Raw genomic sequence first — 22,523 nt, 5'->3', positions numbered from 1 at the left:
GAAACCCGAGGTCATCTTTATGACGCTCCGAAGAATTCATCCCTTGCCGCCTTGACGCATCCTGAACAATTTTGTGTATATCAAACAGATGTGTTCCTGATCCCTTGGCCCACAAAAAGCGCACAGTATGCACGATTATTTACTGAATCGTACCCCTAACCGACATCATCTTAACCTGAAGCAAAGAAAATAAATGGATTCTTCGGTCTATTACCACCCCTGATCAAGCATCTATACTCGACTCAACAACGACATCCTGAAAAGCACGCAACTCAATTATGGCTCAATCACATTTACTGGCAGAAAGAATTTCCCGTCTCAGCGCCGCTCTTGAAAATGGACTCTTTGAACGCAGCCATGCAATACGGCTTTGCCTGCTTGCTGCGCTAAGCGGCGAGAGCGTTTTTCTGCTGGGCCCGCCGGGTATCGCCAAAAGCCTGATAGCCCGTCGCCTCAAGTTTGCTTTTCAGCAAGCCCGCGCGTTTGAATATCTGATGACCCGCTTCTCGACGCCGGAAGAAGTCTTTGGCCCGCTCTCCATCCAGGCGCTGAAAGATGAAGGCCGCTACGAACGTTTAACCACGGGGTACCTGCCGGAAGCCGAAATTGTTTTTCTCGATGAAATCTGGAAAGCCGGTCCGGCGATCCTTAACACGCTGCTTACGGCGATAAACGAACGTCATTTCCGCAATGGCGCGACCGAGAAAAAAATCCCCATGCGCCTGCTGGTGGCGGCATCGAACGAATTACCTGAAGCAGACAACAGCCTCGAAGCTCTCTACGATCGTCTGCTCATCCGTTTGTGGCTCGATAAGGTACAGGACAAAACCAACTTCCGTTCAATGCTGATAAGCCAGCAGGATGAGAACAACAATCCCGTTCCGGCTAATTTGCAGGTCTGCGACGAAGAGTTCCGGCAGTGGCAACAGGATATCGGCAACGTCAAGCTACCGGACAGCGTTTTTGAACTGATTTTCCAGCTGCGCCAGCAACTGGATACGCTGCCAAATGCGCCTTACGTTTCAGATCGTCGCTGGAAAAAAGCCATCCGCCTGCTGCAGGCCAGCGCCTACTTTAGCGGCCGCGATGCGATTGCGCCTGTCGACCTGATCCTGTTAAAAGATTGCCTGTGGCACAATATTGAAACCATGAATCTGATGTCCGCGCAGCTGGAAACCTTAATGACCAGCCACGCCTGGCAGCAGCAGGCGATGCTTACCCGACTGGGGGCGATTCTCCAAAGGCGTATTCAGCTTCAGCAACAGCACAGCGACAAAACCGCGCTGAAGGTAACGCGCCTGGGCGGAATGTTTAGCCGTAAACCCCATTATGAACTGCCTGCGTCTGTGCAGGATGCCACCTTAACGCTGCTCCTCCAGCAGCCGCTCAAACTACACGATCTGGACGTTATTCATATTACATTTGTCCGTGACGAGCTATCCCATTGGCTGGAAAAAGGCGGTGAGATCCGCGGTAAACTCAACGGTATTGGTTTTGCCCAGCCGTTGAATATGGATGTCGATACCAGCCAGCACCTCGTCGTACGCGATGTCAGTTTACAGGGGTCGCGTCTCTCTCTGCCCGGCAGCGAATCGCAGGAAAATATGCCGACCGAAATCAGGCAGCAGTTAGAAGCACTGGATGACGAGTGGCATCAACAGCATCACCGATTCAGTGAACAACAAAAGTGTCTGTTTATTCCCGGTGAGTGGCTGGGGCGAATTGAAGCCAGCCTGCAGGACGTCGGGACGCAGATTAAACAGGCGCGCCAGTCATGACGCTGGACATGCTGAATGTCATGCTGGCAGTCGGCGAAGAGGGAATGATCGATGAGATGCTGCTGGCGCTGCTGGCGGCACCTCAGTTAGCCGTTTTCTTTGAAAAATTTCCTCGGCTTAAAAATATCATCGCGGACGACATTCCCCGCTGGCGTGAAACGATTAAATCGCGGCTAAAAGAAACTCACATTCCCGCCGAACTGGATGCGGAAGTTCAGCGTTATCAACAATCTCAACGGCTTTCCACCTCGCAGTTCATCGTCCAGCTCCCGCAAATCCTGAACCAACTGGACAAGCTTCACTCCCCTTTTGCCGCCCAGGCGCAGCAACTGGTGGCGAACAACCCCACGTTTACCCCGTCATTACATACGCTCTTTCTCCAGCGCTGGCGTCTGAGTCTGGTGGTGCAGGCAACCTCTCTCAATCAGCAGTTGCTGGATGAAGAGCGCGAGCAACTGCTAAGCGAAGTTCAGGAACGAATGACCCTCAGCGGACAACTGGAGCCGGTGCTGGTGGAAAATGATAACGCCGCCGGACATCTGTGGGATATGAGCGCCGGAGAACTGAAGCGTGGGGATTATCAGTTGATCGTTCGCTATGGTGATTTTTTAACTCAACAACCTGAACTCATGCAGTTGGCCGAGCAATTGGGTCGCGCACGTGAAGCGAAAATGGTGCCCAAAAAAGATGCGCCGATGGAAACTTTCCGCCGTCTGGTACGCGAGCCAGCCACCGTGCCAGAGCAGATCGACGGACTTCAGCAGAGCGATGATATTCTGCGTTTGCTGCCGCCGGAGCTGGCGACGCTTGGCATTACCGAACTGGAATTTGAGTTCTACCGTAAGCTGGTGGAAAAGCAACTGCTGACCTATCGACTACACGGCGATGCATGGAAGGAAAAAATCACCGAGCGCCCGGTCACTCGCCAGGACGTCGATGAACAACCGCGCGGACCGTTTATCGTCTGCGTCGATACCTCCGGTTCTATGGGAGGGTTTAATGAACAGTGCGCGAAAGCGTTTTGCCTGGCGCTGATGCGCGTTGCGCTGGCGGATAACCGCCGCTGCTTTATTATGCTGTTTTCCAGCGAAGTAGTGCATTACGAACTCACCAGCCCGCAGGGCCTGGAACAGGCGATCCGCTTTTTAAGCCAGCGTTTTCGGGGGGGTACTGATCTGGCCAGTTGCTTGCGGGCCATTATTGAGCGAATGCAAAACCCGCAATGGGTGGACGCTGATGCGGTAGTCATTTCCGATTTTATCGCCCAGCGCTTGCCGGATGAGGTAATCAATAAAGTGGGAGAGCTACAGCGTAAATATCAGCACCGTTTCCATGCGGTTGCGATGTCAGTACACGGTAAGCCCGGCATTATGCGCATTTTCGACCATATCTGGCGCTTTGATACCGGGTTACGCAGCCGCCTGTTGCGACGCTGGCGACGTTAAGCCGTCATTAAAGAAGCGCGGTAACGCTTTGACGAACCTGCTGCGGCCATACGCCGCACTGGACCTGACCAATATGCTCAAGCTGCAGAAGCAGCATGGTCAGGCGAGACTGGCCAATGCCGCCGCCGATAGTCTGCGGCATTTCTCCGCGCAGTAGCGCCTGATGCCAGTCCAGCAGCAGGCGATCCTCATCACCGGTGATGGCAAGCTGGAGTTTCAGCGCCTCAGCATCCACGCGAATCCCCATGGAAGAGAGTTCGAATGCATCTTCCAGAACCGGGTTCCACACCAGAATATCACCGTTCAGACCAGCAAAACCTTCCGTCGTCGGCGTACTCCAGTCATCATAATCCGGCGCGCGAACGTCGTGACGCTTGCCGTCAGACAGCTTACCGCCAATCCCCATCAGGAATACCGCCCCAAGCTCTTTGGCGATTGCCCGCTCGCGGCCCTTAGCGTCAAGCTCCGGGTAGCGGCTTAAAAGCTCCTGGCTATGGACAAACTGGATCGTCTCCGGCAGAAACGGCTTGAGGCCAAATTCTTTACTGACGGCGTCTTCGGTAGCTTTGATCCCGGCATAGATCGCGGCAACGGTTGATTTCAACGTTCCGCAGTGGCGTTCTTCGTCGCCCATTACGCGCTCCCAGTCCCACTGATCAACGTAAACGGAATGGATGGCGGTTAACCGGTCTTCATCGGGGCGAAGGGCTTTCATGTGCGTGTACAGCCCTTCTCCCGCACTGAAATCATGTTGTCCCAGGGTTTGACGCTTCCACTTCGCCAGTGAATGAACCACTTCAAACCGGGCATCTGGCAGCGTTTTCACTTTCACCTGCACCGCTTTCTCGCAACCAGAAAGGTTATCCTGGGTCCCGTCTCCCACACGGCTTAAGATTGGCGCCTGGACTTCAATCAGGCCGAGCTTCTCTTCAAGCTGACGGGAAAAGTGAGACTTAACGAAACTAATCTGTCGTTGTTTGGCGATATATGCGGTTTTCATTATTTATAACTCCTGCGTCCTGTTGCCACTGATTAAGCAACAAAAGCGCGATACAATTCAATAATCCAACAACAAAAAGGTCATCATAGTTTTAATCCATTAAAATATAGCGCTAAAATAGAGTGATCCATCAAACTTCATAAGAAAAAGCTATGGAAAATTATCAGATCGACAATCTGGATCGCGGCATCCTCGAAGCCTTAATGGCCAACGCGCGCACTGCCTATGCAGAACTGGCAAAACAGTTTGGCGTCAGTCCAGGAACCATTCACGTCCGGGTAGAGAAAATGAAGCAGGCGGGGATCATTACCGGCGCCCGTATAGATGTCAGTCCAAAACAGCTGGGTTACGACGTGGGTTGCTTTATCGGTATCATTCTGAAGAGCGCGAAAGATTATCCTTCCGCCCTGGCAAAACTGAATAGCCTGGATGAAGTAACGGAAGCGTATTACACCACCGGCCACTACAGCATCTTTATAAAAGTGATGTGCCGATCGATCGATGCCCTTCAGCATGTACTTATCAACAAGATCCAAACAATTGATGAAATTCAGTCCACTGAAACATTGATCGTCCTGCAGAACCCGATTATGCGTACCATTCGCCCCTGATCGGGCCTTTTAATCCCACATTTTTCCACAGGTAGATCCCAACTCTCACACAGCGTACAATACGCCACTCTGAATAGTTGAGGGGCGATCATGGCAGACATTACTCTTATCAGCGGTAGCACCCTGGGTAGTGCGGAATATGTATCAGAACATCTGGCGGAAAAGCTTGAAGAGGCTGGTCACAACACGACTATTCAGCACGGTCCATTGATTGAGGATCTGCAAGCAGAAGGGATCTGGCTGGTTATCTCTTCAACCCACGGGGCTGGCGATATTCCCGATAACCTGGTGCCATTTTACGAAGCGTTACTGGAGAAGCAGGTCGATCTTTCTGCGCTCCATTTTGGCGCGGTCGGCATCGGTAGCCGTGAATACGATACCTTCTGCGGGGCGATTGATAAGCTCGAAACAGCGCTCAAAGCCTGCGGAGCAAAACAGATCGGCGAAACGCTGAAGATTAACGTCCTCGAACACGAGATTCCTGAAGATCCGGCTGAGATTTGGCTGGGATCCTGGAAGAATTTGCTCTGAGAAATGTAAAGATCCTATTTTTTTCTGTGGATAACCATGCTTAAAAGCTTGGATCAACCGGTAGTTATCCAAGTATAACCGTAGATTGTTTTTTGTGCTGTGTATAACCATTCATTTTGATCCCAGCTTATACGGACCAGGATCACCGATCATTCACAGATAGTGATCCTTCTTAAGCGTTTGATCTTACATCACTGATCTGACTTATCCACAACATGAGTCGATCCTAATAAGAGATCACAATAAAACAGATCTCTAAATAAAAGATCTTCTTTTTAATACTCAGGATCCCGGCGCTTTCTCCGAAGGTGAAAGTTGAGTAGAATCCACGGCCCGGGCTTCAATCCATTTTCAAACCGCTTTATGCGAGGCATACCACATGTTTTATCAGGATCCTTTTGACGTCATCATCATTGGCGGGGGTCATGCAGGCACTGAGGCCGCAATGGCCGCAGCGCGTATGGGGCAACAGACCCTGCTTTTGACACACAATATCGACACGCTGGGGCAAATGAGCTGCAACCCGGCAATTGGCGGTATTGGGAAGGGACACCTGGTAAAAGAAGTGGATGCACTCGGCGGGCTGATGGCAAAAGCCATCGATCAGGCGGGTATCCAGTTTAGGATACTAAACGCAAGCAAAGGTCCGGCTGTTCGTGCAACCCGCGCGCAGGCGGATCGCGTGTTATATCGGCAGGCGATACGTACGGCGCTGGAGAATCAGCCGAACCTGATGATCTTCCAGCAGGCGGTTGAAGATCTGATTGTTGAGAACGATCGCGTCGTGGGCGCCGTGACCCAAATGGGGCTCAAATTCCGCGCTAAAGCCGTTGTTCTTACCGTCGGGACGTTTCTCGACGGCAAGATCCATATCGGTCTGGATAACTATAGCGGCGGTCGCGCCGGTGATCCGCCGTCGATCCCGTTATCTCGCCGTCTGCGTGAACTTCCGCTGCGCGTCAGCCGTCTGAAAACCGGGACACCACCGCGTATTGACGCACGCACCATTGATTTCAGCGTTCTGGCACAGCAGCACGGTGATAATCCAGTGCCGGTTTTCTCGTTTATGGGGGATGCTTCCCGGCATCCGCGCCAGGTACCGTGCTACATCACGCATACTAACGAAAAAACCCATGACGTTATCCGCAATAATCTTGATCGTAGCCCAATGTACGCCGGCGTGATCGAAGGCATTGGCCCACGTTATTGCCCGTCGATCGAAGATAAAGTGATGCGTTTTGCCGATCGTAACCAGCATCAGATTTTCCTTGAGCCGGAAGGGCTGACCTCTAACGAAATTTATCCGAACGGTATCTCCACCAGCCTGCCGTTCGATGTGCAGATGCAGATCGTTCGCTCAATGCAGGGAATGGAAAATGCGAAAATCGTTCGCCCTGGTTATGCCATTGAGTACGATTTCTTCGATCCGCGGGACCTGAAACCAACGCTGGAGAGCAAATTTATCCAGGGTTTATTCTTCGCCGGGCAAATCAACGGCACGACAGGTTACGAAGAAGCGGCCGCGCAAGGCCTGCTTGCTGGTCTGAACGCCGCCCGTCTGTCCGCTGAAAAGGAGGGCTGGGCGCCTGCGCGTTCTCTGGCTTACCTCGGCGTGCTGGTGGACGATCTCTGCACGCTGGGTACCAAAGAACCGTACCGCATGTTTACCTCCCGTGCGGAATACCGCCTGATGCTGCGTGAAGATAACGCCGATCTGCGTCTGACCGAAGTAGGGCGTGAACTGGGTCTGGTGGATGATGAACGCTGGGCGCGCTTTAACGAAAAACTGGAACGCATTGAGCGTGAACGTCAGCGCCTGAAAGCAAGCTGGGTTAATCCTCAGGCGGAGAGCGCAGCGGAAGTTAACGCTCATCTGACAGCGCCTTTGTCTCGCGAAGCCAACGGCGAAGATTTGCTCCGTCGTCCGGAGATGACCTACGAACAGCTGGTGCAACTGTCGCCGTTTTCGCCGGGTCTTGACGATCAGCAGGCGGCTGAGCAGGTGGAAATTCAGGTAAAATACGAAGGCTATATCGCGCGTCAGCAGGATGAGATCGAAAAACAGCAGCGTAATGAAAATACTTTATTGCCAGCCACTCTTGATTATCGGCTGGTTAACGGACTGTCGAACGAGGTGATTGCTAAATTGAACGATCATAAGCCATCTTCGATAGGACAGGCATCGCGCATTTCCGGGATCACCCCGGCGGCAATCTCCATTTTGTTGGTGTGGCTGAAAAAGCAGGGAATGCTGCGTCGCAGCGCCTGATCTTTCCCTGAACGATACATTAAGCGGATAACGTATCCGGTATCCGCCCGATTCATTTCTCAGCCCGGTCAGCGTATCGCCTCCGGGCTCATTATTTTTAGACAGGTACTGACCGTGCTCAATAAACTTTCTCGCCTGCTTGACGAAGCGAGTATTACGCTTACCGATCACCAGAAAAACCAATTGGTGGCCTACGTGGGCATGTTGAATAAGTGGAACAAAGCCTACAACCTGACGTCCGTTCGCGATCCGAACGAGATGCTGGTGCGCCATATTCTCGATAGCATCGTCGTTGCACCCTACCTTAAAGGGACACGTTTTATTGATGTGGGTACCGGGCCTGGGTTACCGGGGATCCCGCTGGCTATTGTGCGTCCTGAGTCCCACTTTACCTTGCTGGACAGTCTCGGTAAGCGCGTGCGTTTCCTGCGGCAGGTACAGCATGAGTTAAAGCTGGATAACATCACCCCGGTGCAAAGCCGTGTAGAAGCCTTCCCGGCTGAACCGCCGTTTGATGGTGTGATTAGCCGGGCATTTGCGTCGCTAGCTGACATGGTGAGCTGGTGCAAGCATTTGCCTGCTGAGAACGGACTTTTCTATGCGCTCAAGGGATTAGCGCAGGAAGATGAAATGGCAAATCTGCCTCAGGGATATACCGTTAATGAGGTTCGTGAGCTACATGTTCCGCAACTGGAAGGGGCGCGTCACCTGGTCGTGATTCAGGCAAAAAAAATTTAATTTTTATCAAAAGATGTGACAAAAAGCCGGATTATGCATGTTACAGAAATACTGGTTTCGGCAGAGGATTACTGAAGACGCTTTAACCTTGCTTTTACTGCGCCTTTTCTTTCGGTTAACTTTGTCACCTGCTTTACACACTAAATAGTCAACATTGAAAATATCAGTATGCTAAAAATCAAGGAGATTGCAGCCCATAGTGATGTTAAAAAATTATTATGGATGTCAATGAAAGGTTTTTATTGTATATGGTGTTGTTTTAGAAAAAATACCTGATTTTTATGTTTATTATCAAAAGGATGAAAAAATGCGTTTTATGTACAGAATTAATTCAACGATAAGCTCAATGTTTATTATGTGATCTAAAGCACGCTTTAATTGCCGTGTTTTCGCGTTGTTTGCGGTTTTGTACCCGTGCTCACAGATTGATGAAATTCAGGAAAAGTTGTCAGTCGGAAGATAATTAAACATTTATTCACTATTTTGCTACTTATTGTTTGAAATCACGAGGCGTCACCGTATAATTTGTCCGCTTTTTGATGCTTGACTCTTCGCCTCAAAGGACGTTTTATACGACACGCGACATACCTCAAAGGGAGCAGGAGTAAAAACGTGATGTCTGTGTCGCTCTTGAGTCGAAACGTTGCTCGTAAGCTTCTGTTTATTCAGTTACTGGCGGTAATGGCAAGTGGACTGCTGTTTAGCCTCAAAGACCCTTTCTGGGGCATCTCCGCCGTTAGCGGAGGTTTGGCGATTGTGTTGCCAAATGTAATTTTTATGATTTTTGCCTGGCGTCATCAGGCACATACACCTGTTAAAGGCCGTGTGGCCTGGACCTTCGCTTTCGGCGAAGCCTGCAAGGTGTTGCTGACCTTCACCCTTCTGGTGGTGGCGCTGGCGGTTTTCAACGTGGCATTTTTGCCGCTGATAGTGACGTGGGTTTTGGTGCTGGTGGTACAAGTTCTGGCGCCAGCTGTAATTAACAACAAAGGGTAAAAGGCATCATGGCTTCAGAAAATATGACGCCGCAGGATTACATAGGACATCACCTGAAGAACCTTCAGCTGGACCTGCGTACATTCTCGCTGGTGGATCCGCATAACGCCCCGGCCACCTTCTGGACGCTCAACATTGACTCCATGTTTTTCTCAGTGGTGCTCGGTCTGTTGTTCCTGTTTATGTTCCGCAGCGTGGCGAAAAAGGCGACAACCGGCGTTCCTGGCAAGTTTCAGACCTTTATTGAGATGATCATCGGCTTCGTCCATGGCAGCGTCAAAGATATGTACCATGGCAAGAGCAAGGTCATTGCGCCGCTGGCTCTTACCGTGTTCGTCTGGGTATTCCTGATGAACCTGATGGATTTGCTGCCAATCGACCTGCTGCCGTACATCGCTGAGCACTGGATTGGTCTGCCGTCATTGCGTGTCGTACCGTCCGCTGACGTCAACATCACTCTGTCGATGGCGCTGGGCGTGTTTATCCTGATTCTTTTCTACAGCATCAAAATGAAAGGCGTGGGCGGGTTCGTTAAAGAACTGACTCTGCAGCCGTTCAATCACTGGGCGTTCATTCCTGTCAACTTAATCCTTGAAGGGGTAAGCCTGCTGTCTAAACCTGTATCATTGGGTCTGCGACTGTTCGGCAATATGTATGCCGGTGAGCTGATTTTCATTCTGATTGCTGGTCTGTTGCCGTGGTGGTCACAGTGGATTCTGAATGTGCCGTGGGCCATTTTCCACATCCTGATTATTACGCTGCAAGCCTTCATTTTCATGGTTCTGACGATCGTTTATCTGTCGATGGCATCTGAAGAGCATTGATTTTTTACCAACATACTACGTTTTAACTGAAACAAACTGGAGACTGTCATGGAAAACCTGAATATGGATCTGCTGTACATGGCTGCCGCTGTGATGATGGGTCTGGCGGCAATCGGTGCTGCGATCGGTATCGGCATCCTCGGGGGTAAATTTCTGGAAGGCGCCGCGCGTCAGCCGGATCTGATTCCTCTGCTGCGTACTCAGTTCTTTATCGTTATGGGTCTGGTGGATGCTATCCCGATGATCGCTGTAGGTCTGGGTCTGTACGTGATGTTCGCCGTCGCGTAGTAAGTTGTTCGAAAGAAACCTAAGCCACAGAGTAATTTTTTAAGAGGTATTGTGCTGTGAATATGAACGCAACAATCCTCGGCCAGGCCATCGCGTTTGTTCTCTTCGTATGGTTCTGCATGAAGTATGTATGGCCGCCTTTAATGGCAGCCATCGAAAAGCGCCAGAAAGAGATTTCTGACGGTTTAGCTTCTGCAGAACGCGCTAAGAAAGATTTGGACCTTGCACAGGCCAACGCGACCGACCAGCTGAAAAAAGCGAAAGCAGAAGCCCAGGTGATCATCGAGCAGGCGAACAAACGCCGTTCGCAGATTCTGGACGAAGCGAAAGCTGAAGCAGAACAGGAACGCACTAAGATCGTCGCACAGGCGCAGGCTGAAATTGATGCCGAACGTAAACGTGCTCGTGAGGAACTGCGTAAGCAGGTTGCTATCCTGGCTGTTGCTGGCGCCGAGAAGATCATCGAACGTTCCGTGGATGAAGCTGCTAACAGCGACATCGTGGATAAACTTGTCGCTGAACTGTAAGGAGGGAGGGGCTGATGTCTGAATTTGTAACGGTAGCTCGCCCCTACGCCAAAGCAGCTTTTGACTTTGCCGTCGAACACCAAAGCGTCGAGCGCTGGCAGGATATGCTGGCGTTTGCCGCTGAAGTGACTAAAAACGAACAAATGGCAGAGCTACTCTCTGGCGCGCTGGCGCCGGAAACGCTCTCTGATGCGTTTATCGCGGTTTGTGGTGAGCAACTGGACGAAAATAGTCAAAACCTGATTCGGGTGATGGCTGAGAATGGTCGTCTGAATGCGCTCCCTGATGTTCTTGAGCAGTTCATTCATCTGCGCGCTGCCAGTGAGGCAACCGCTGAGGTAGAGGTTATTTCTGCCACCCAAATGAGTGAAGAACAGCTTGCGAAGATCGCCAGCGCGATGGAAAAACGTCTGTCACGCAAAGTTAAGCTGAATTGCAAAATCGATAAGTCTGTAATGGCAGGCGTTATCATCCGTGCGGGTGATATGGTCATTGATGGTAGCGTACGCGGCCGTCTTGAACGCCTTGCAGACGTCTTGCAGTCTTAAGGGGACTGGAGCATGCAACTGAATTCCACCGAAATCAGCGAACTGATCAAGCAGCGCATTGCTCAGTTCAATGTTGTGAGCGAGGCTCACAACGAAGGTACTATTGTTTCTGTAAGTGACGGTGTTATCCGCATTCACGGCCTGGCCGATTGTATGCAGGGTGAAATGATTGCCCTACCGGGTAGCCGTTACGCTATCGCACTGAACCTGGAGCGCGACTCCGTCGGCGCGGTTGTGATGGGTCCGTACGCTGACCTTGCCGAAGGCATGAAGGTTAAATGTACTGGTCGTATCCTGGAAGTTCCGGTTGGTCGTGGCCTGCTGGGCCGCGTGGTTAACACCCTGGGCGCGCCAATCGACGGTAAAGGTCCGGTTGAGCACGACGGTTTCTCCGCCGTTGAAGCTATCGCGCCGGGCGTTATCGAACGTCAGTCCGTTGATCAGCCGGTGCAGACCGGTTATAAAGCCGTCGACTCCATGATCCCAATCGGTCGTGGTCAGCGTGAACTGATCATCGGCGACCGTCAGACCGGTAAAACCGCGCTGGCAATCGACGCCATCATCAACCAGCGTGATTCCGGCATCAAGTGTGTCTACGTGGCTATCGGTCAGAAAGCGTCCACCATTTCTAACGTGGTGCGTAAACTGGAAGAACACGGCGCGCTGGCTAACACCATCGTTGTGGTTGCTACCGCATCTGAATCTGCCGCACTGCAGTACCTGGCGCCGTATGCCGGTTGCTCAATGGGTGAATATTTCCGCGATCGTGGTGAAGATGCGCTGATTATTTATGACGACCTGTCGAAACAGGCTGTTGCTTACCGTCAGATCTCCCTGCTGCTGCGCCGTCCGCCTGGACGTGAAGCATTCCCGGGCGACGTATTCTACCTCCACTCTCGTCTGCTGGAGCGTGCTGCACGTGTTAACGTCGAGTACGTTGAAGCTTTCACCAAAGGTGAAGTGAAAGGGAAAACCGGTTCTCTGACCGCGCTGCCGATTATCGAAACCCAGGCGGGTGACGTTTCCGCGTTCGTTCCGACCAACGTAATTTCTATTACTGATGGTCAGATCTTCCTGGAAACCAACCTGTTCAACTCCGGTATTCGTCCTGCGGTTAACCCGGGGATCTCCGTTTCCCGTGTCGGTGGTGCAGCGCAGACCAAGATCATGAAGAAACTGTCCGGTGGTATCCGTACCGCACTGGCGCAGTATCGTGAACTGGCAGCGTTCTCCCAGTTTGCATCTGACCTTGACGATGCAACCCGTAAACAGCTTGACCACGGTCAGAAAGTGACTGAACTGCTGAAACAGAAACAGTATGCGCCGATGTCCGTTGCGCAGCAGTCTCTGGTTCTGTTTGCTGCAGAACGTGGTTATCTGGCGGATGTCGAGCTGGCGAAAATCGGTAGCTTCGAAGCCGCTCTGCTGGCTTACGTTGACCGTGATCACGCTCCGTTGATGCAAGAGATCAACCAGTCCGGTGGCTATAACGACGAAATCGAAGGTAAGCTGAAAGGCATCCTCGATTCCTTCAAAGCAACCCAGTCCTGGTAACGTCTGGCGGCTTGCTTTAGGGCAGGCCGCAAGGCATTGAGGAGAAGCTCATGGCCGGCGCAAAAGAGATACGTAGTAAGATCGCAAGCGTCCAGAACACGCAAAAGATCACTAAAGCGATGGAAATGGTCGCCGCTTCCAAAATGCGTAAATCGCAGGAGCGTATGGCGGCCAGCCGTCCTTATGCAGATACTATGCGCAAAGTGATTGGTCACCTTGCGAACGGCAATCTGGAATATAAGCACCCGTACCTGGAAGAACGCGACGTTAAACGCGTGGGCTACCTGGTGGTGTCTACCGACCGTGGTCTGTGTGGTGGCTTGAACATTAACCTGTTCAAAAAGCTGCTGGCGGAAATGAAAGCATGGTCCGATAAAGGCGTTCAGTGCGAACTCGCAATGATTGGCTCTAAAGGCGTGTCGTTCTTTAATTCTGTTAGCGGTAATGTTGTCGCCCAGGTGACAGGTATGGGAGATAACCCATCCCTGTCCGAACTGATCGGTCCGGTAAAAGTGATGTTGCAGGCCTATGATGAAGGCCGTCTGGACAAGCTGTATATTGTCAGCAACAAATTTATTAACACCATGTCTCAGGTTCCAACCATTACTCAGTTGCTGCCGTTACCGGCATCAGAAGATGGTGAGTTGAAGCGTAAATCCTGGGATTACCTGTACGAACCCGATCCGAAAGCGCTGCTGGATACCCTCCTGCGTCGTTATGTGGAATCTCAGGTTTATCAGGGCGTGGTAGAAAACCTGGCCAGCGAGCAGGCCGCACGTATGGTGGCGATGAAAGCCGCGACCGACAATGGCGGCAGCCTGATTAAAGAGCTGCAGTTGGTATACAACAAAGCTCGTCAGGCCAGCATTACTCAGGAACTCACCGAGATCGTCGGTGGAGCATCCGCGGTATAACCAGGTTAATTCGTAGAGGATTCAAGATGGCTACTGGAAAAATTGTCCAGGTAATCGGCGCCGTGGTCGACGTCGAATTCCCTCAGGATGCCGTACCGCGCGTGTACGAGGCTCTTGAGGTACAAAATGGTAGTGAGAATCTGGTGCTGGAAGTTCAGCAGCAGCTTGGCGGCGGTATTGTTCGTACCATCGCGATGGGTTCTTCCGACGGTCTGCGTCGTGGTCTGGATGTCAAAGATCTTGAGCACCCGATCGAAGTCCCGGTCGGTAAAGCAACGCTGGGTCGTATCATGAACGTACTGGGTCAACCGGTAGACATGAAAGGCGACATCGGTGAAGAAGAGCGTTGGGCTATCCACCGCGCAGCGCCTTCCTATGAAGAGCTGTCAAGTTCTCAGGAACTGCTGGAAACCGGCATTAAAGTTATCGACCTGATGTGTCCGTTCGCGAAGGGCGGTAAAGTCGGTCTGTTCGGTGGTGCGGGCGTAGGTAAAACCGTAAACATGATGGAGCTGATCCGTAACATCGCGATCGAGCACTCCGGTTACTCCGTGTTTGCGGGTGTAGGTGAACGTACTCGTGAGGGTAACGACTTCTACCACGAAATGACCGACTCCAACGTTATCGACAAAGTATCCCTGGTGTATGGTCAGATGAACGAGCCGCCGGGAAACCGTCTGCGCGTTGCGCTGACCGGCCTGACCATGGCTGAGAAGTTCCGTGACGAAGGTCGTGACGTTCTGCTGTTCGTTGATAACATCTATCGTTACACCCTGGCCGGTACGGAAGTATCCGCTCTGCTGGGCCGTATGCCTTCAGCGGTAGGTTACCAGCCGACCCTGGCGGAAGAGATGGGCGTTCTGCAGGAACGTATCACCTCTACCAAAACCGGTTCTATCACCTCCGTTCAGGCGGTATACGTACCTGCGGATGACTTGACTGACCCGTCTCCAGCCACCACCTTTGCGCACCTTGACGCAACCGTGGTACTGAGCCGTCAGATCGCCTCTCTGGGTATCTACCCGGCCGTTGACCCGCTGGATTCCACCAGCCGTCAGTTGGACCCGCTGGTTGTTGGTCAGGAGCACTACGACACCGCGCGTGGCGTACAGTCCATTCTGCAGCGTTACCAGGAACTGAAAGACATTATCGCCATCCTGGGGATGGATGAACTGTCTGAAGAAGACAAACTGGTGGTAGCGCGCGCACGTAAGATCCAGCGCTTCCTGTCCCAGCCGTTCTTCGTGGCGGAAGTGTTTACCGGTTCTCCGGGCAAATACGTCTCCCTGAAAGACACCATCCGTGGCTTTAAGGGCATCATGGAAGGCGAATACGATCACCTGCCGGAGCAGGCGTTCTACATGGTCGGTTCTATCGACGAAGCCGTGGAAAAAGCCAAAAAACTTTAACGCCTTAATCGGAGGGTGATATGGCAATGACTTACCACCTGGACGTCGTCAGCGCAGAGCAACAGATGTTCTCTGGTCTGGTCGAGAAAATCCAGGTAACGGGTAGTGAAGGTGAACTGGGTATTTACCCGGGGCATGCGCCGCTGCTCACCGCCATTAAGCCTGGTATGATTCGCATCGTTAAGCAGCACGGTCATGAAGAGTTTATCTATCTGTCAGGCGGCATTCTTGAAGTGCAGCCCGGTAGCACGACTGTTCTGGCTGATACGGCAATTCGTGGCCAGGATCTCGACGAAGCGCGAGCTCTGGAAGCGAAGCGTAAGGCCGAAGAGCACATTAAGAGCTCTCACGGTGACGTGGATTACGCTCAGGCGTCTGCGGAACTGGCCAAAGCGATCGCCAAACTGCGCGTTATCGAGTTGACCAAAAAAGCGATGTAACACCGGCTTGCAAGTCAAAAAGCCAGTCTGGTTTCCAGGCTGGCTTTTTTTTATGGAACCGTTTCATAAATAGCGAAACTAAAAAGCAGGTTTAAAATTTTGTGACTAATGTCTCGTTTTTGTTGATCGATTAAACAATGAAGCGTAGACTTGTTTTTGTGATGTGAGTCACATAAAAATAATCCATCAAAACATAATCGCTATTCAGGAAGACATCATGAAACTGATCAATAAAATCGTCGCTTTCTTCAGTGCTATGAACATTACTTTTGGTACTTTCAACAACTAAGAAGCAAGCTCTCCAGACTGCACTTGCGCTGTACCGCTAACTAAAACGACAACACATGCGGTGTGAGGCAGGAAAGAAAGTGATAAGGTCGCCCTCCGGCGACCTTTGTTTTTTATGGTGAGATTAGTTGCGGTTAAGGAAGTTACCGGTATTGAAACTCCCGTCCGCATTGCGTAGCAGCGGATCCGGCAGCGTCAGCGTCTGGTAATCGGCGCTGTTGATGCTTTGCCCTTTAGTATTGATACTTTTACCGCCGTGGATAAAGTAGTTGCTGTCGTCGATGTTACCGACCACGGCATCATCATATTTCCCCGGCTGAGTTCGTAGCGAAAGGTTGTCGCTAAACACGCCTTGCGTATCCGGTGCCCCATAAGGGCTTGGGCGGAAGATATAGTTGAAGCGCTGGTTATCCACCGCGACGTTATTTTCCACCACCAGCTTGCCGGGGTTAAAGTTGTCGGTAAAACCGTCCAGATGGTTGCCGATGGCGATGCTGTTACGTACCTCATGAGCAACCGGCTGCCCTTCTCCGCCGAGCTTAAAGCCGTTGCTGGTGTTATTGCGGGCAATTGAATTCTCGATCACCACAACGCCGTTAGCGCCGTCTTCAATCTTGTTAAACAGATCGAATCCGTCGTCGATATTATCGTGCGAATAACAACCCTCCAGCCGATTTCCCTCCCCTACGCGCATCTTCACCGCGAAGCCATCAGCGTTAATTTTCCCAGGATCTTCATTACTAAAGGACTCTGAATTGACCACCCGGTTATAGCTGGCCCATAGCGGTCGGCCAACATTTGCCGGAGAGGAAATTTGAATCCCGGTATCATCGTTACGATAAGCGACAACGTTCTCAATCAGGTTATGGCTACCCTGCACGCGCAGACTTTTGTCCGTAACCTCTATGCCATCAATATGCCAGTAACTGGCGTCCAGCAGCAGCCCGTGAATCACGGCTTTTCCTTCAACCTTCAGCGTCTTGACTTTATCTTTTAATCCACTGGCGCTAAGAGGAATTGTCGTTTGCGGATAATCTCCGGCAGCTAACAGAATTTGCCCGCCAGGCGGGATGAGTTCGACAGCGGAGGCTAAATCCAGCGGCGAATCTGCTGTTCCTTTCGCCTGGGGTTGTCCGTCAGGTGCGGCATAGAGCTTGTTCCCTGTCACATTGGTACTTTGTTCAACCGTCAGCGTTTGAGTTATCGCTTGTGCGCCGGAGGCTGGGGTAAAGCTGATTTCGAACGTGCTTTTATCTTTCAGTACGACAGGCTGGGTAAACATCTCTCCGGCTTTTACCGCTTTGTTCTGCCCGATCACCACTTCATCCTGGCGAACGGTTATGTGTCCGTCATCATTGGTACGAGCCTGTAACACGTAATCTTTGCTTTGGCTTTTTGTTCCAGAGGTTATTTGCATAACCGGTGGCCAGCTTTTGGCGACATAGGGTGCAGAAGGAACCGTTTTTGCCGTAGATGTGGTGAGCGAAGCATCGCTGATGGTGATTTTTGCGTTACGTGAGGCAAAGAAACCCACGTAGTAATGTTTTTTATCCTGCTGAGCGATCAGGTCGGCATGAGGAACCTTCAGGTCAACCCACTGATTGCTGTTCATCGGTGCCCACGCGGTTATAAACCCATCGTTAGTGCGCTCCAGCTTGAGCTGAAAAGTCGGTGTTTGCTGTAAGTCTATCTTCTCTTTATAGCTCTGGCGTTTTATTGTTGCACCTGCGTTCCCCCAGGGGTGGATAATCCCCTCCCGGCTGATAGCCTGTAACTTGATATGTGAGTTATCTTTTTTATCCTGAGTCATAATGGCGTTCATCACCATATTGGATGCTGCCGGAAACTCTTCGTAGCCGACTTTTAGCGGTTGTTGGCGCGGATTGCCTTTCACGTCGCGGACCAGCAATCCGGCCCCTTCCTGAGCAGCCGGGCGAGCGCCATTTTCCGGTCCAAACTGATTGACGGTGACCGTCGCTTGCAGGATAAAATTCTGGCTGGTGGGCAGTTCGGTATAAAAGAAGGTCAACCCATCGTGGGCGTTGGCTATTTTACCGCCGCGGCTCTCGATGGTGATCGGTTGGCTAAGATCCGCGATATCGCTGGGCATCAGCTTCTTCCCGGCGATCGTCACATCATTGACGCCAATTTTTTCTGGCAGGACGTTGGAGGAAAAATTGCTGTCGGTTGATTGTCCAAAGGTGATAGCCCGCCACTGATGCGCGTCGTTAGCCTGCAGCGGTAACGCAATCATCGTACTGCATAAGGTTAATGCCAGAGGTATTTTGTTCGTCATTTTTTTCTCCTGGGTAATATTTGAATGACATTATCAGGAAAATGAAATGGTGTTTCTATTTATTGCGTCACAATTAATGAATAGTAAAACCGTGTTTTATTTTTATGGTTTTCTTTATTCATGCATCAAAAAAACAACGAAAGCAGTGGGATAGCCGTTATAACCCATCGTAAAATTGATGTTTTAGTGCCAAACAGGTTTGCGCGGGAGAAAAATCCACCTCTAAAATGGAGTTGAGCGTGAAGCTTGTATGTTTTATCTCCGTCTCGTTTCATGATGAAAAATATGTAGATATTTCAACGTGAAAGGCTTTTACTTTTTGTTCTAACAGCTGTCAGGATGCGTATGTCAAATAGTGCGATGAGCGTGGTGATCCTTGCCGCAGGCAAAGGTACCCGCATGTATTCCGATCTTCCTAAAGTGTTGCATTCGCTGGCCGGGAAGCCGATGGTGCAGCATGTTATTGATGCGGCTAAAGACTTAGGGGCCTCAGCCGTGCATCTGGTGTACGGACATGGCGGCGATCTGCTTCGTCAGACGCTGCGCGAAGATAATCTTAACTGGGTCTTACAGGCGGAGCAGCTTGGTACCGGCCATGCAATGCAGCAGGCGGCACCGTTCTTCAGCGACGATGAAGATATCCTGATGCTGTATGGTGATGTGCCGCTGATTTCTGTTGAAACATTAACGCGTCTTAGAGAGGCGAAGCCGCAGGGTGGGATTGGTCTGTTGACGGTGAAGCTGGACGATCCGAGCGGTTACGGCCGTATTACGCGTGAGAACGGTAAAGTGACCGGTATCGTTGAGCATAAAGATGCTACCGACGAACAGCGTCAGATCCGGGAAATTAATACCGGTATCCTGATCGCTAATGGCGCGGACATGAAGCGCTGGCTGGCAAAACTGACCAACAATAACGCTCAGGGTGAATATTACATTACCGATATCATTGCGCTGGCGTATCAGGAAGGCCGCGAAATCGCTGCTGTACACCCGGATCGTTTAAGCGAAGTGGAAGGCGTAAACAACCGTCTGCAACTCGCTCGTCTGGAGCGCGTTTATCAGTCTGAGCAGGCCGAAAAGCTGCTGCTGGCCGGTGTGATGCTGCGCGATCCTGCGCGTTTTGACCTGCGCGGCGTTCTCACCCACGGGCGTGATGTTGAAATTGATACTAACGTTATCATTGAAGGCACAGTCATCCTTGGCCACCGCGTGAAGATTGGCGCGGGTTGCGTCATTAAAAACAGCGTGATTGGCGATGACTGTGAAATTAGCCCGTACAGCGTGGTGGACGATGCCCACCTGGAAGCGGCCTGTACTATTGGTCCGTTTGCCCGTCTGCGTCCTGGTGCGCAACTGCGGGAAGGTGTTCACGTGGGCAACTTTGTCGAAATTAAAAAGGCGCGCCTGGGTAAAGGCACTAAGGCCGGGCATTTGTCCTATCTGGGCGATGCCGAGATTGGCGATGACGTTAATATCGGCGCGGGGACCATCACCTGTAACTATGATGGCGCGAATAAACATAAAACGGTTATTGGCGATGATGTATTTGTCGGTTCGGATACGCAACTGGTCGCGCCGGTCACCGTGGGTAAAGGTGTGACCATCGCTGCGGGAACAACCGTTACCCGCGATGTTGCGGATAACGAACTGGTGTTAAGCCGCGTGCCGCAGGTGCACAAACAGGGCTGGCAGCGTCCGGTGAAGAAAAAGTAACTCTTTTTGCCGGATGGTGGCTTTGTCTTACCTGACCTACGTTCGATAACGTTCTGTAGGCCGGATAAGGGTAAGCGCCATCCGGCAGATGAGGGATGAGGCGATAAAGATATATCGCTCGCCCAAAAGCAGTACCTATAAAAAATACCCCCACTCTCTACAAGGCTCGGGGCGCCCGAAATACGGGTATTAACAGGTCAGCGACAACGACAGGCATAATGCCAAAATCGGAATTAAAAACTATGTGTGGAATTGTTGGCGCAGTCGCGCAGCGTGATATTGCTGAAATCCTTCTCGAAGGTTTACGCCGTCTGGAATACCGCGGTTATGACTCCGCTGGTCTGGCGGTTGTGGATAACGAAGGCCATATGAACCGTGTTCGTCGCCTCGGGAAAGTACAAATACTGGCTCAGGCGGTAGAAGAACATCCTCTCCACGGCGGAACCGGGATTGCCCATACCCGCTGGGCAACGCATGGTGAGCCGTCTGAAGGTAACGCACATCCGCATGTTTCTGACCATATTGTGGTGGTGCATAACGGTATCATCGAAAACCATGAGCCGCTGCGTGAGCTGTTGCAGTCCCGGGGCTACGTTTTTGTCTCCGAAACTGACACCGAAGTGATTGCTCACTTAGTGCACTGGGAACTGGAGCAAGGCGGCACGCTACGTGATGCTGTTCTGCGTGCGATTCCGCAGCTGCGCGGTGCATATGGCACGGTAATCATGGATACCCGTCACCCGGATACGCTGCTGGCGGCGCGTTCTGGCAGCCCGCTGGTTATCGGTCTGGGTATGGGCGAAAACTTTATCGCTTCCGACCAGCTGGCGCTGCTGCCGGTAACCCGTCGCTTCATCTTCCTGGAAGAGGGCGATATTGCGGAAGTGACCCGTCGTTCGGTCTCCATTTTTGATAAATCCGGCGCGGAAGTGAAACGTCAGGATATCGAATCCAGTCTGCAATATGACGCGGGCGATAAAGGTATCTACCGTCACTACATGCAGAAAGAGATCTACGAACAGCCGAATGCGATTAAAAATACGCTGACCGGGCGTATCAGCCACGGTGAAGTGGATTTAAGCGAGCTGGGGCCAAAAGCGAACGAACTGCTGTCTCAGGTTGAACATATTCAGATTATCGCCTGCGGCACGTCGTATAACTCCGGTATGGTCTCTCGCTACTGGTTTGAATCGCTGGCCGGTATTCCGTGCGACGTCGAAATCGCCTCTGAATTCCGCTACCGCAAATCCGCCGTGCGGCGTAACAGTCTGATGATTACCCTCTCTCAGTCCGGCGAAACGGCGGATACCCTGGCCGGTCTGCGCCTGTCGAAAGAGCTGGGCTATCTGGGTTCCCTCGCCATCTGTAACGTTCCGGGCTCTTCCCTGGTGCGTGAATCCGATCTGGCGATGATGACCAACGCCGGGACGGAAATCGGTGTGGCTTCTACCAAAGCGTTCACCACTCAGCTGACCGTTCTGCTGATGCTGGTGGCGAAACTGGCGCGTCTGAAAGGTCAGGATGCGTCTATCGAGCATGACATCGTGCACGGTCTGCAGGCGCTGCCGAGCCGTATCGAACAGATGCTGTCTCAGGACAAGCGTATCGAAGCGCTGGCGGAAGATTTTTCTGACAAACACCATGCCTTGTTCCTGGGGCGTGGCGATCAGTATCCTATCGCGCTGGAAGGCGCACTGAAGCTGAAAGAGATCTCTTATATTCACGCGGAAGCGTATGCGGCAGGTGAGCTGAAACACGGCCCGCTGGCGCTGATCGACGCAGATATGCCGGTTATCGTGGTGGCGCCGAACAATGAACTGCTGGAAAAACTGAAATCCAACATCGAAGAAGTCCGCGCCCGTGGCGGCCAGTTGTACGTCTTCGCCGACCAGGATGCCGGTTTTGTCAGCAGCGACAACATGCACATCATTGAGATGCCGCATGTGGAAGAGGTGATTGCACCGATCTTCTACACCGTTCCGCTGCAACTGCTGGCGTATCACGTTGCGCTGATCAAAGGCACCGACGTGGACCAGCCGCGTAACCTGGCGAAATCTGTTACCGTTGAGTAATCGTGACGATGCCCTGCGAAAGCGGGGCATTTTTTTCTGCGCTGTTCTGTTTTTAATCAATTATCCCGTCGTTTTAATGTGACAAACCGTCATCTTCAGCTACTGTTTTCAGTGTCATTAAAAGAAAATCTTCATGACATCTCAACGTCATAAAATGATTAAACATGTTGTTTATTAATGCTTTTTTTGGTGGTTTATTTCATCGTTTTTGATTGTCATAAAACTGTCATATTTCGTACATTTAACTGTCACCTGTTTGTCCTATTTTGCTCATCGTAG

General features: G+C 51.6%; 19 protein-coding genes. 17 read left to right on the top strand and 2 right to left on the bottom strand.

Translation table 11 applies throughout. The annotated features are described in order from the left end of the window. Positions 1–278 precede the first annotated feature (278 nt). Positions 279–1,778, top strand: a complete 1,500-nt coding sequence (ravA, locus tag FE839_RS20485; protein WP_138362615.1) for an ATPase RavA — start codon at positions 279–281, stop codon at positions 1,776–1,778. Continuing rightward, a complete protein-coding gene (viaA, locus tag FE839_RS20480) occupies positions 1,775–3,223 on the top strand; it encodes an ATPase RavA stimulator ViaA (protein WP_138362614.1) in 1,449 nt (482 codons plus the stop codon). The genes ravA and viaA overlap by 4 nt, the downstream gene beginning before the upstream one ends. A gap of 7 nt (positions 3,224–3,230) precedes the next feature. Here the strand turns inward: viaA and asnA are convergent, their stop codons facing one another. Continuing rightward, positions 3,231–4,223, bottom strand: coding sequence for an aspartate--ammonia ligase (gene asnA, locus FE839_RS20475; protein ID WP_138362613.1), 993 nt, complete (start codon positions 4,221–4,223; stop codon positions 3,231–3,233). Between the two features lie 152 nt (positions 4,224–4,375). On the opposite strand from asnA, the gene asnC reads away from it, so the two are divergent. The 13 genes from asnC (at position 4,376) to FE839_RS20410 (ending at position 15,872) form a co-directional block, all read left to right on the top strand. After that, positions 4,376–4,834, top strand: a complete 459-nt coding sequence (asnC, locus tag FE839_RS20470) for a transcriptional regulator AsnC (protein ID WP_138362612.1) — start codon at positions 4,376–4,378, stop codon at positions 4,832–4,834. Positions 4,835–4,924: 90 nt separating this feature from the next. After that, a complete protein-coding gene (mioC, locus tag FE839_RS20465) occupies positions 4,925–5,365 on the top strand; it encodes an FMN-binding protein MioC (RefSeq protein ID WP_138362611.1) in 441 nt (146 codons plus the stop codon). Positions 5,366–5,744: 379 nt separating this feature from the next. After that, positions 5,745–7,634, top strand: coding sequence for a tRNA uridine-5-carboxymethylaminomethyl(34) synthesis enzyme MnmG (gene mnmG / locus FE839_RS20460; RefSeq protein ID WP_138362610.1), 1,890 nt, complete (start codon positions 5,745–5,747; stop codon positions 7,632–7,634). Positions 7,635–7,748: 114 nt separating this feature from the next. After that, a complete protein-coding gene (rsmG, locus tag FE839_RS20455) occupies positions 7,749–8,372 on the top strand; it encodes a 16S rRNA (guanine(527)-N(7))-methyltransferase RsmG (protein WP_138362609.1) in 624 nt (207 codons plus the stop codon). Positions 8,373–8,987: 615 nt separating this feature from the next. Continuing rightward, the gene (gene atpI / locus FE839_RS20450; protein ID WP_138362608.1) at positions 8,988–9,368 is read left to right on the top strand and encodes a F0F1 ATP synthase subunit I; all 381 of its coding nucleotides are present in this window, start codon (positions 8,988–8,990) and stop codon (positions 9,366–9,368) included. 8 nt (positions 9,369–9,376) lie between these two features. Next, positions 9,377–10,192 carry a F0F1 ATP synthase subunit A gene (gene atpB, locus FE839_RS20445; protein ID WP_138362607.1) on the top strand — a complete coding sequence of 272 codons (816 nt, stop codon included), beginning with the start codon at positions 9,377–9,379 and terminating at the stop codon, positions 10,190–10,192. A gap of 48 nt (positions 10,193–10,240) precedes the next feature. After that, positions 10,241–10,480 (top strand): F0F1 ATP synthase subunit C, encoded by a 240-nt coding sequence (atpE, locus tag FE839_RS20440; RefSeq protein ID WP_000429386.1) that lies wholly within the window; start codon positions 10,241–10,243, stop codon positions 10,478–10,480. 56 nt (positions 10,481–10,536) lie between these two features. After that, on the top strand, positions 10,537–11,007 hold the full coding sequence (atpF, locus tag FE839_RS20435) for a F0F1 ATP synthase subunit B (protein ID WP_110276038.1): 471 nt from the start codon (positions 10,537–10,539) through the stop codon (positions 11,005–11,007). Positions 11,008–11,021: 14 nt separating this feature from the next. Next, positions 11,022–11,555, top strand: a complete 534-nt coding sequence (gene atpH / locus FE839_RS20430) for a F0F1 ATP synthase subunit delta (protein ID WP_138362606.1) — start codon at positions 11,022–11,024, stop codon at positions 11,553–11,555. 12 nt (positions 11,556–11,567) lie between these two features. Beyond that, positions 11,568–13,109 (top strand): F0F1 ATP synthase subunit alpha, encoded by a 1,542-nt coding sequence (gene atpA, locus FE839_RS20425; protein ID WP_138362605.1) that lies wholly within the window; start codon positions 11,568–11,570, stop codon positions 13,107–13,109. Positions 13,110–13,159: 50 nt separating this feature from the next. Beyond that, positions 13,160–14,023 (top strand): F0F1 ATP synthase subunit gamma, encoded by an 864-nt coding sequence (gene atpG / locus FE839_RS20420; protein WP_004107278.1) that lies wholly within the window; start codon positions 13,160–13,162, stop codon positions 14,021–14,023. A gap of 26 nt (positions 14,024–14,049) precedes the next feature. Then, on the top strand, positions 14,050–15,432 hold the full coding sequence (atpD, locus tag FE839_RS20415; protein ID WP_138362604.1) for a F0F1 ATP synthase subunit beta: 1,383 nt from the start codon (positions 14,050–14,052) through the stop codon (positions 15,430–15,432). A gap of 20 nt (positions 15,433–15,452) precedes the next feature. Next, positions 15,453–15,872, top strand: a complete 420-nt coding sequence (locus FE839_RS20410; protein ID WP_001251970.1) for a F0F1 ATP synthase subunit epsilon — start codon at positions 15,453–15,455, stop codon at positions 15,870–15,872. 412 nt (positions 15,873–16,284) lie between these two features. On the opposite strand, the gene FE839_RS20405 is transcribed toward FE839_RS20410, so the two are convergent. Continuing rightward, positions 16,285–18,456 (bottom strand): right-handed parallel beta-helix repeat-containing protein, encoded by a 2,172-nt coding sequence (locus FE839_RS20405; RefSeq protein WP_138362603.1) that lies wholly within the window; start codon positions 18,454–18,456, stop codon positions 16,285–16,287. Positions 18,457–18,801: 345 nt separating this feature from the next. Between FE839_RS20405 and glmU the strand changes: the two genes are divergently transcribed. Then, positions 18,802–20,172 (top strand): bifunctional UDP-N-acetylglucosamine diphosphorylase/glucosamine-1-phosphate N-acetyltransferase GlmU, encoded by a 1,371-nt coding sequence (gene glmU / locus FE839_RS20400; protein ID WP_138362602.1) that lies wholly within the window; start codon positions 18,802–18,804, stop codon positions 20,170–20,172. 242 nt (positions 20,173–20,414) lie between these two features. After that, the gene (glmS, locus tag FE839_RS20395) at positions 20,415–22,244 is read left to right on the top strand and encodes a glutamine--fructose-6-phosphate transaminase (isomerizing) (RefSeq protein ID WP_138362625.1); all 1,830 of its coding nucleotides are present in this window, start codon (positions 20,415–20,417) and stop codon (positions 22,242–22,244) included. Positions 22,245–22,523 lie beyond the last annotated feature (279 nt).

The organism is Klebsiella indica (genome assembly GCF_005860775.1).
Taxonomy (GTDB): Bacteria; Pseudomonadota; Gammaproteobacteria; order Enterobacterales; family Enterobacteriaceae; genus Klebsiella; species Klebsiella indica.
The sequence above is the reverse complement of the archived record's forward strand: the minus strand, read 5'-3'. Positions and strand labels throughout refer to the sequence as shown.

Bases quoted from the DNA above. Each gene is read 5' to 3' on its own strand.
- glmS (WP_138362625.1), top strand. From the start codon at position 20,415: ATGTGTGGAATTGTTGGCGCAGTCGCGCAGCGTGATATTGCTGAAATC.
- ravA (WP_138362615.1), top strand. From the start codon at position 279: ATGGCTCAATCACATTTACTGGCAGAAAGAATTTCCCGTCTCAGCGCC.
- atpB (WP_138362607.1), top strand. From the start codon at position 9,377: ATGGCTTCAGAAAATATGACGCCGCAGGATTACATAGGACATCACCTG.
- viaA (WP_138362614.1), top strand. From the start codon at position 1,775: ATGACGCTGGACATGCTGAATGTCATGCTGGCAGTCGGCGAAGAGGGA.
- asnA (WP_138362613.1), bottom strand. From the start codon at position 4,223: ATGAAAACCGCATATATCGCCAAACAACGACAGATTAGTTTCGTTAAG.
- FE839_RS20405 (WP_138362603.1), bottom strand. From the start codon at position 18,456: ATGACGAACAAAATACCTCTGGCATTAACCTTATGCAGTACGATGATT.
- mnmG (WP_138362610.1), top strand. From the start codon at position 5,745: ATGTTTTATCAGGATCCTTTTGACGTCATCATCATTGGCGGGGGTCAT.
- atpE (WP_000429386.1), top strand. From the start codon at position 10,241: ATGGAAAACCTGAATATGGATCTGCTGTACATGGCTGCCGCTGTGATG.
- asnC (WP_138362612.1), top strand. From the start codon at position 4,376: ATGGAAAATTATCAGATCGACAATCTGGATCGCGGCATCCTCGAAGCC.
- atpD (WP_138362604.1), top strand. From the start codon at position 14,050: ATGGCTACTGGAAAAATTGTCCAGGTAATCGGCGCCGTGGTCGACGTC.
- atpI (WP_138362608.1), top strand. From the start codon at position 8,988: ATGTCTGTGTCGCTCTTGAGTCGAAACGTTGCTCGTAAGCTTCTGTTT.
- atpG (WP_004107278.1), top strand. From the start codon at position 13,160: ATGGCCGGCGCAAAAGAGATACGTAGTAAGATCGCAAGCGTCCAGAAC.
- mioC (WP_138362611.1), top strand. From the start codon at position 4,925: ATGGCAGACATTACTCTTATCAGCGGTAGCACCCTGGGTAGTGCGGAA.
- glmU (WP_138362602.1), top strand. From the start codon at position 18,802: ATGTCAAATAGTGCGATGAGCGTGGTGATCCTTGCCGCAGGCAAAGGT.
- FE839_RS20410 (WP_001251970.1), top strand. From the start codon at position 15,453: ATGGCAATGACTTACCACCTGGACGTCGTCAGCGCAGAGCAACAGATG.
- atpH (WP_138362606.1), top strand. From the start codon at position 11,022: ATGTCTGAATTTGTAACGGTAGCTCGCCCCTACGCCAAAGCAGCTTTT.
- atpA (WP_138362605.1), top strand. From the start codon at position 11,568: ATGCAACTGAATTCCACCGAAATCAGCGAACTGATCAAGCAGCGCATT.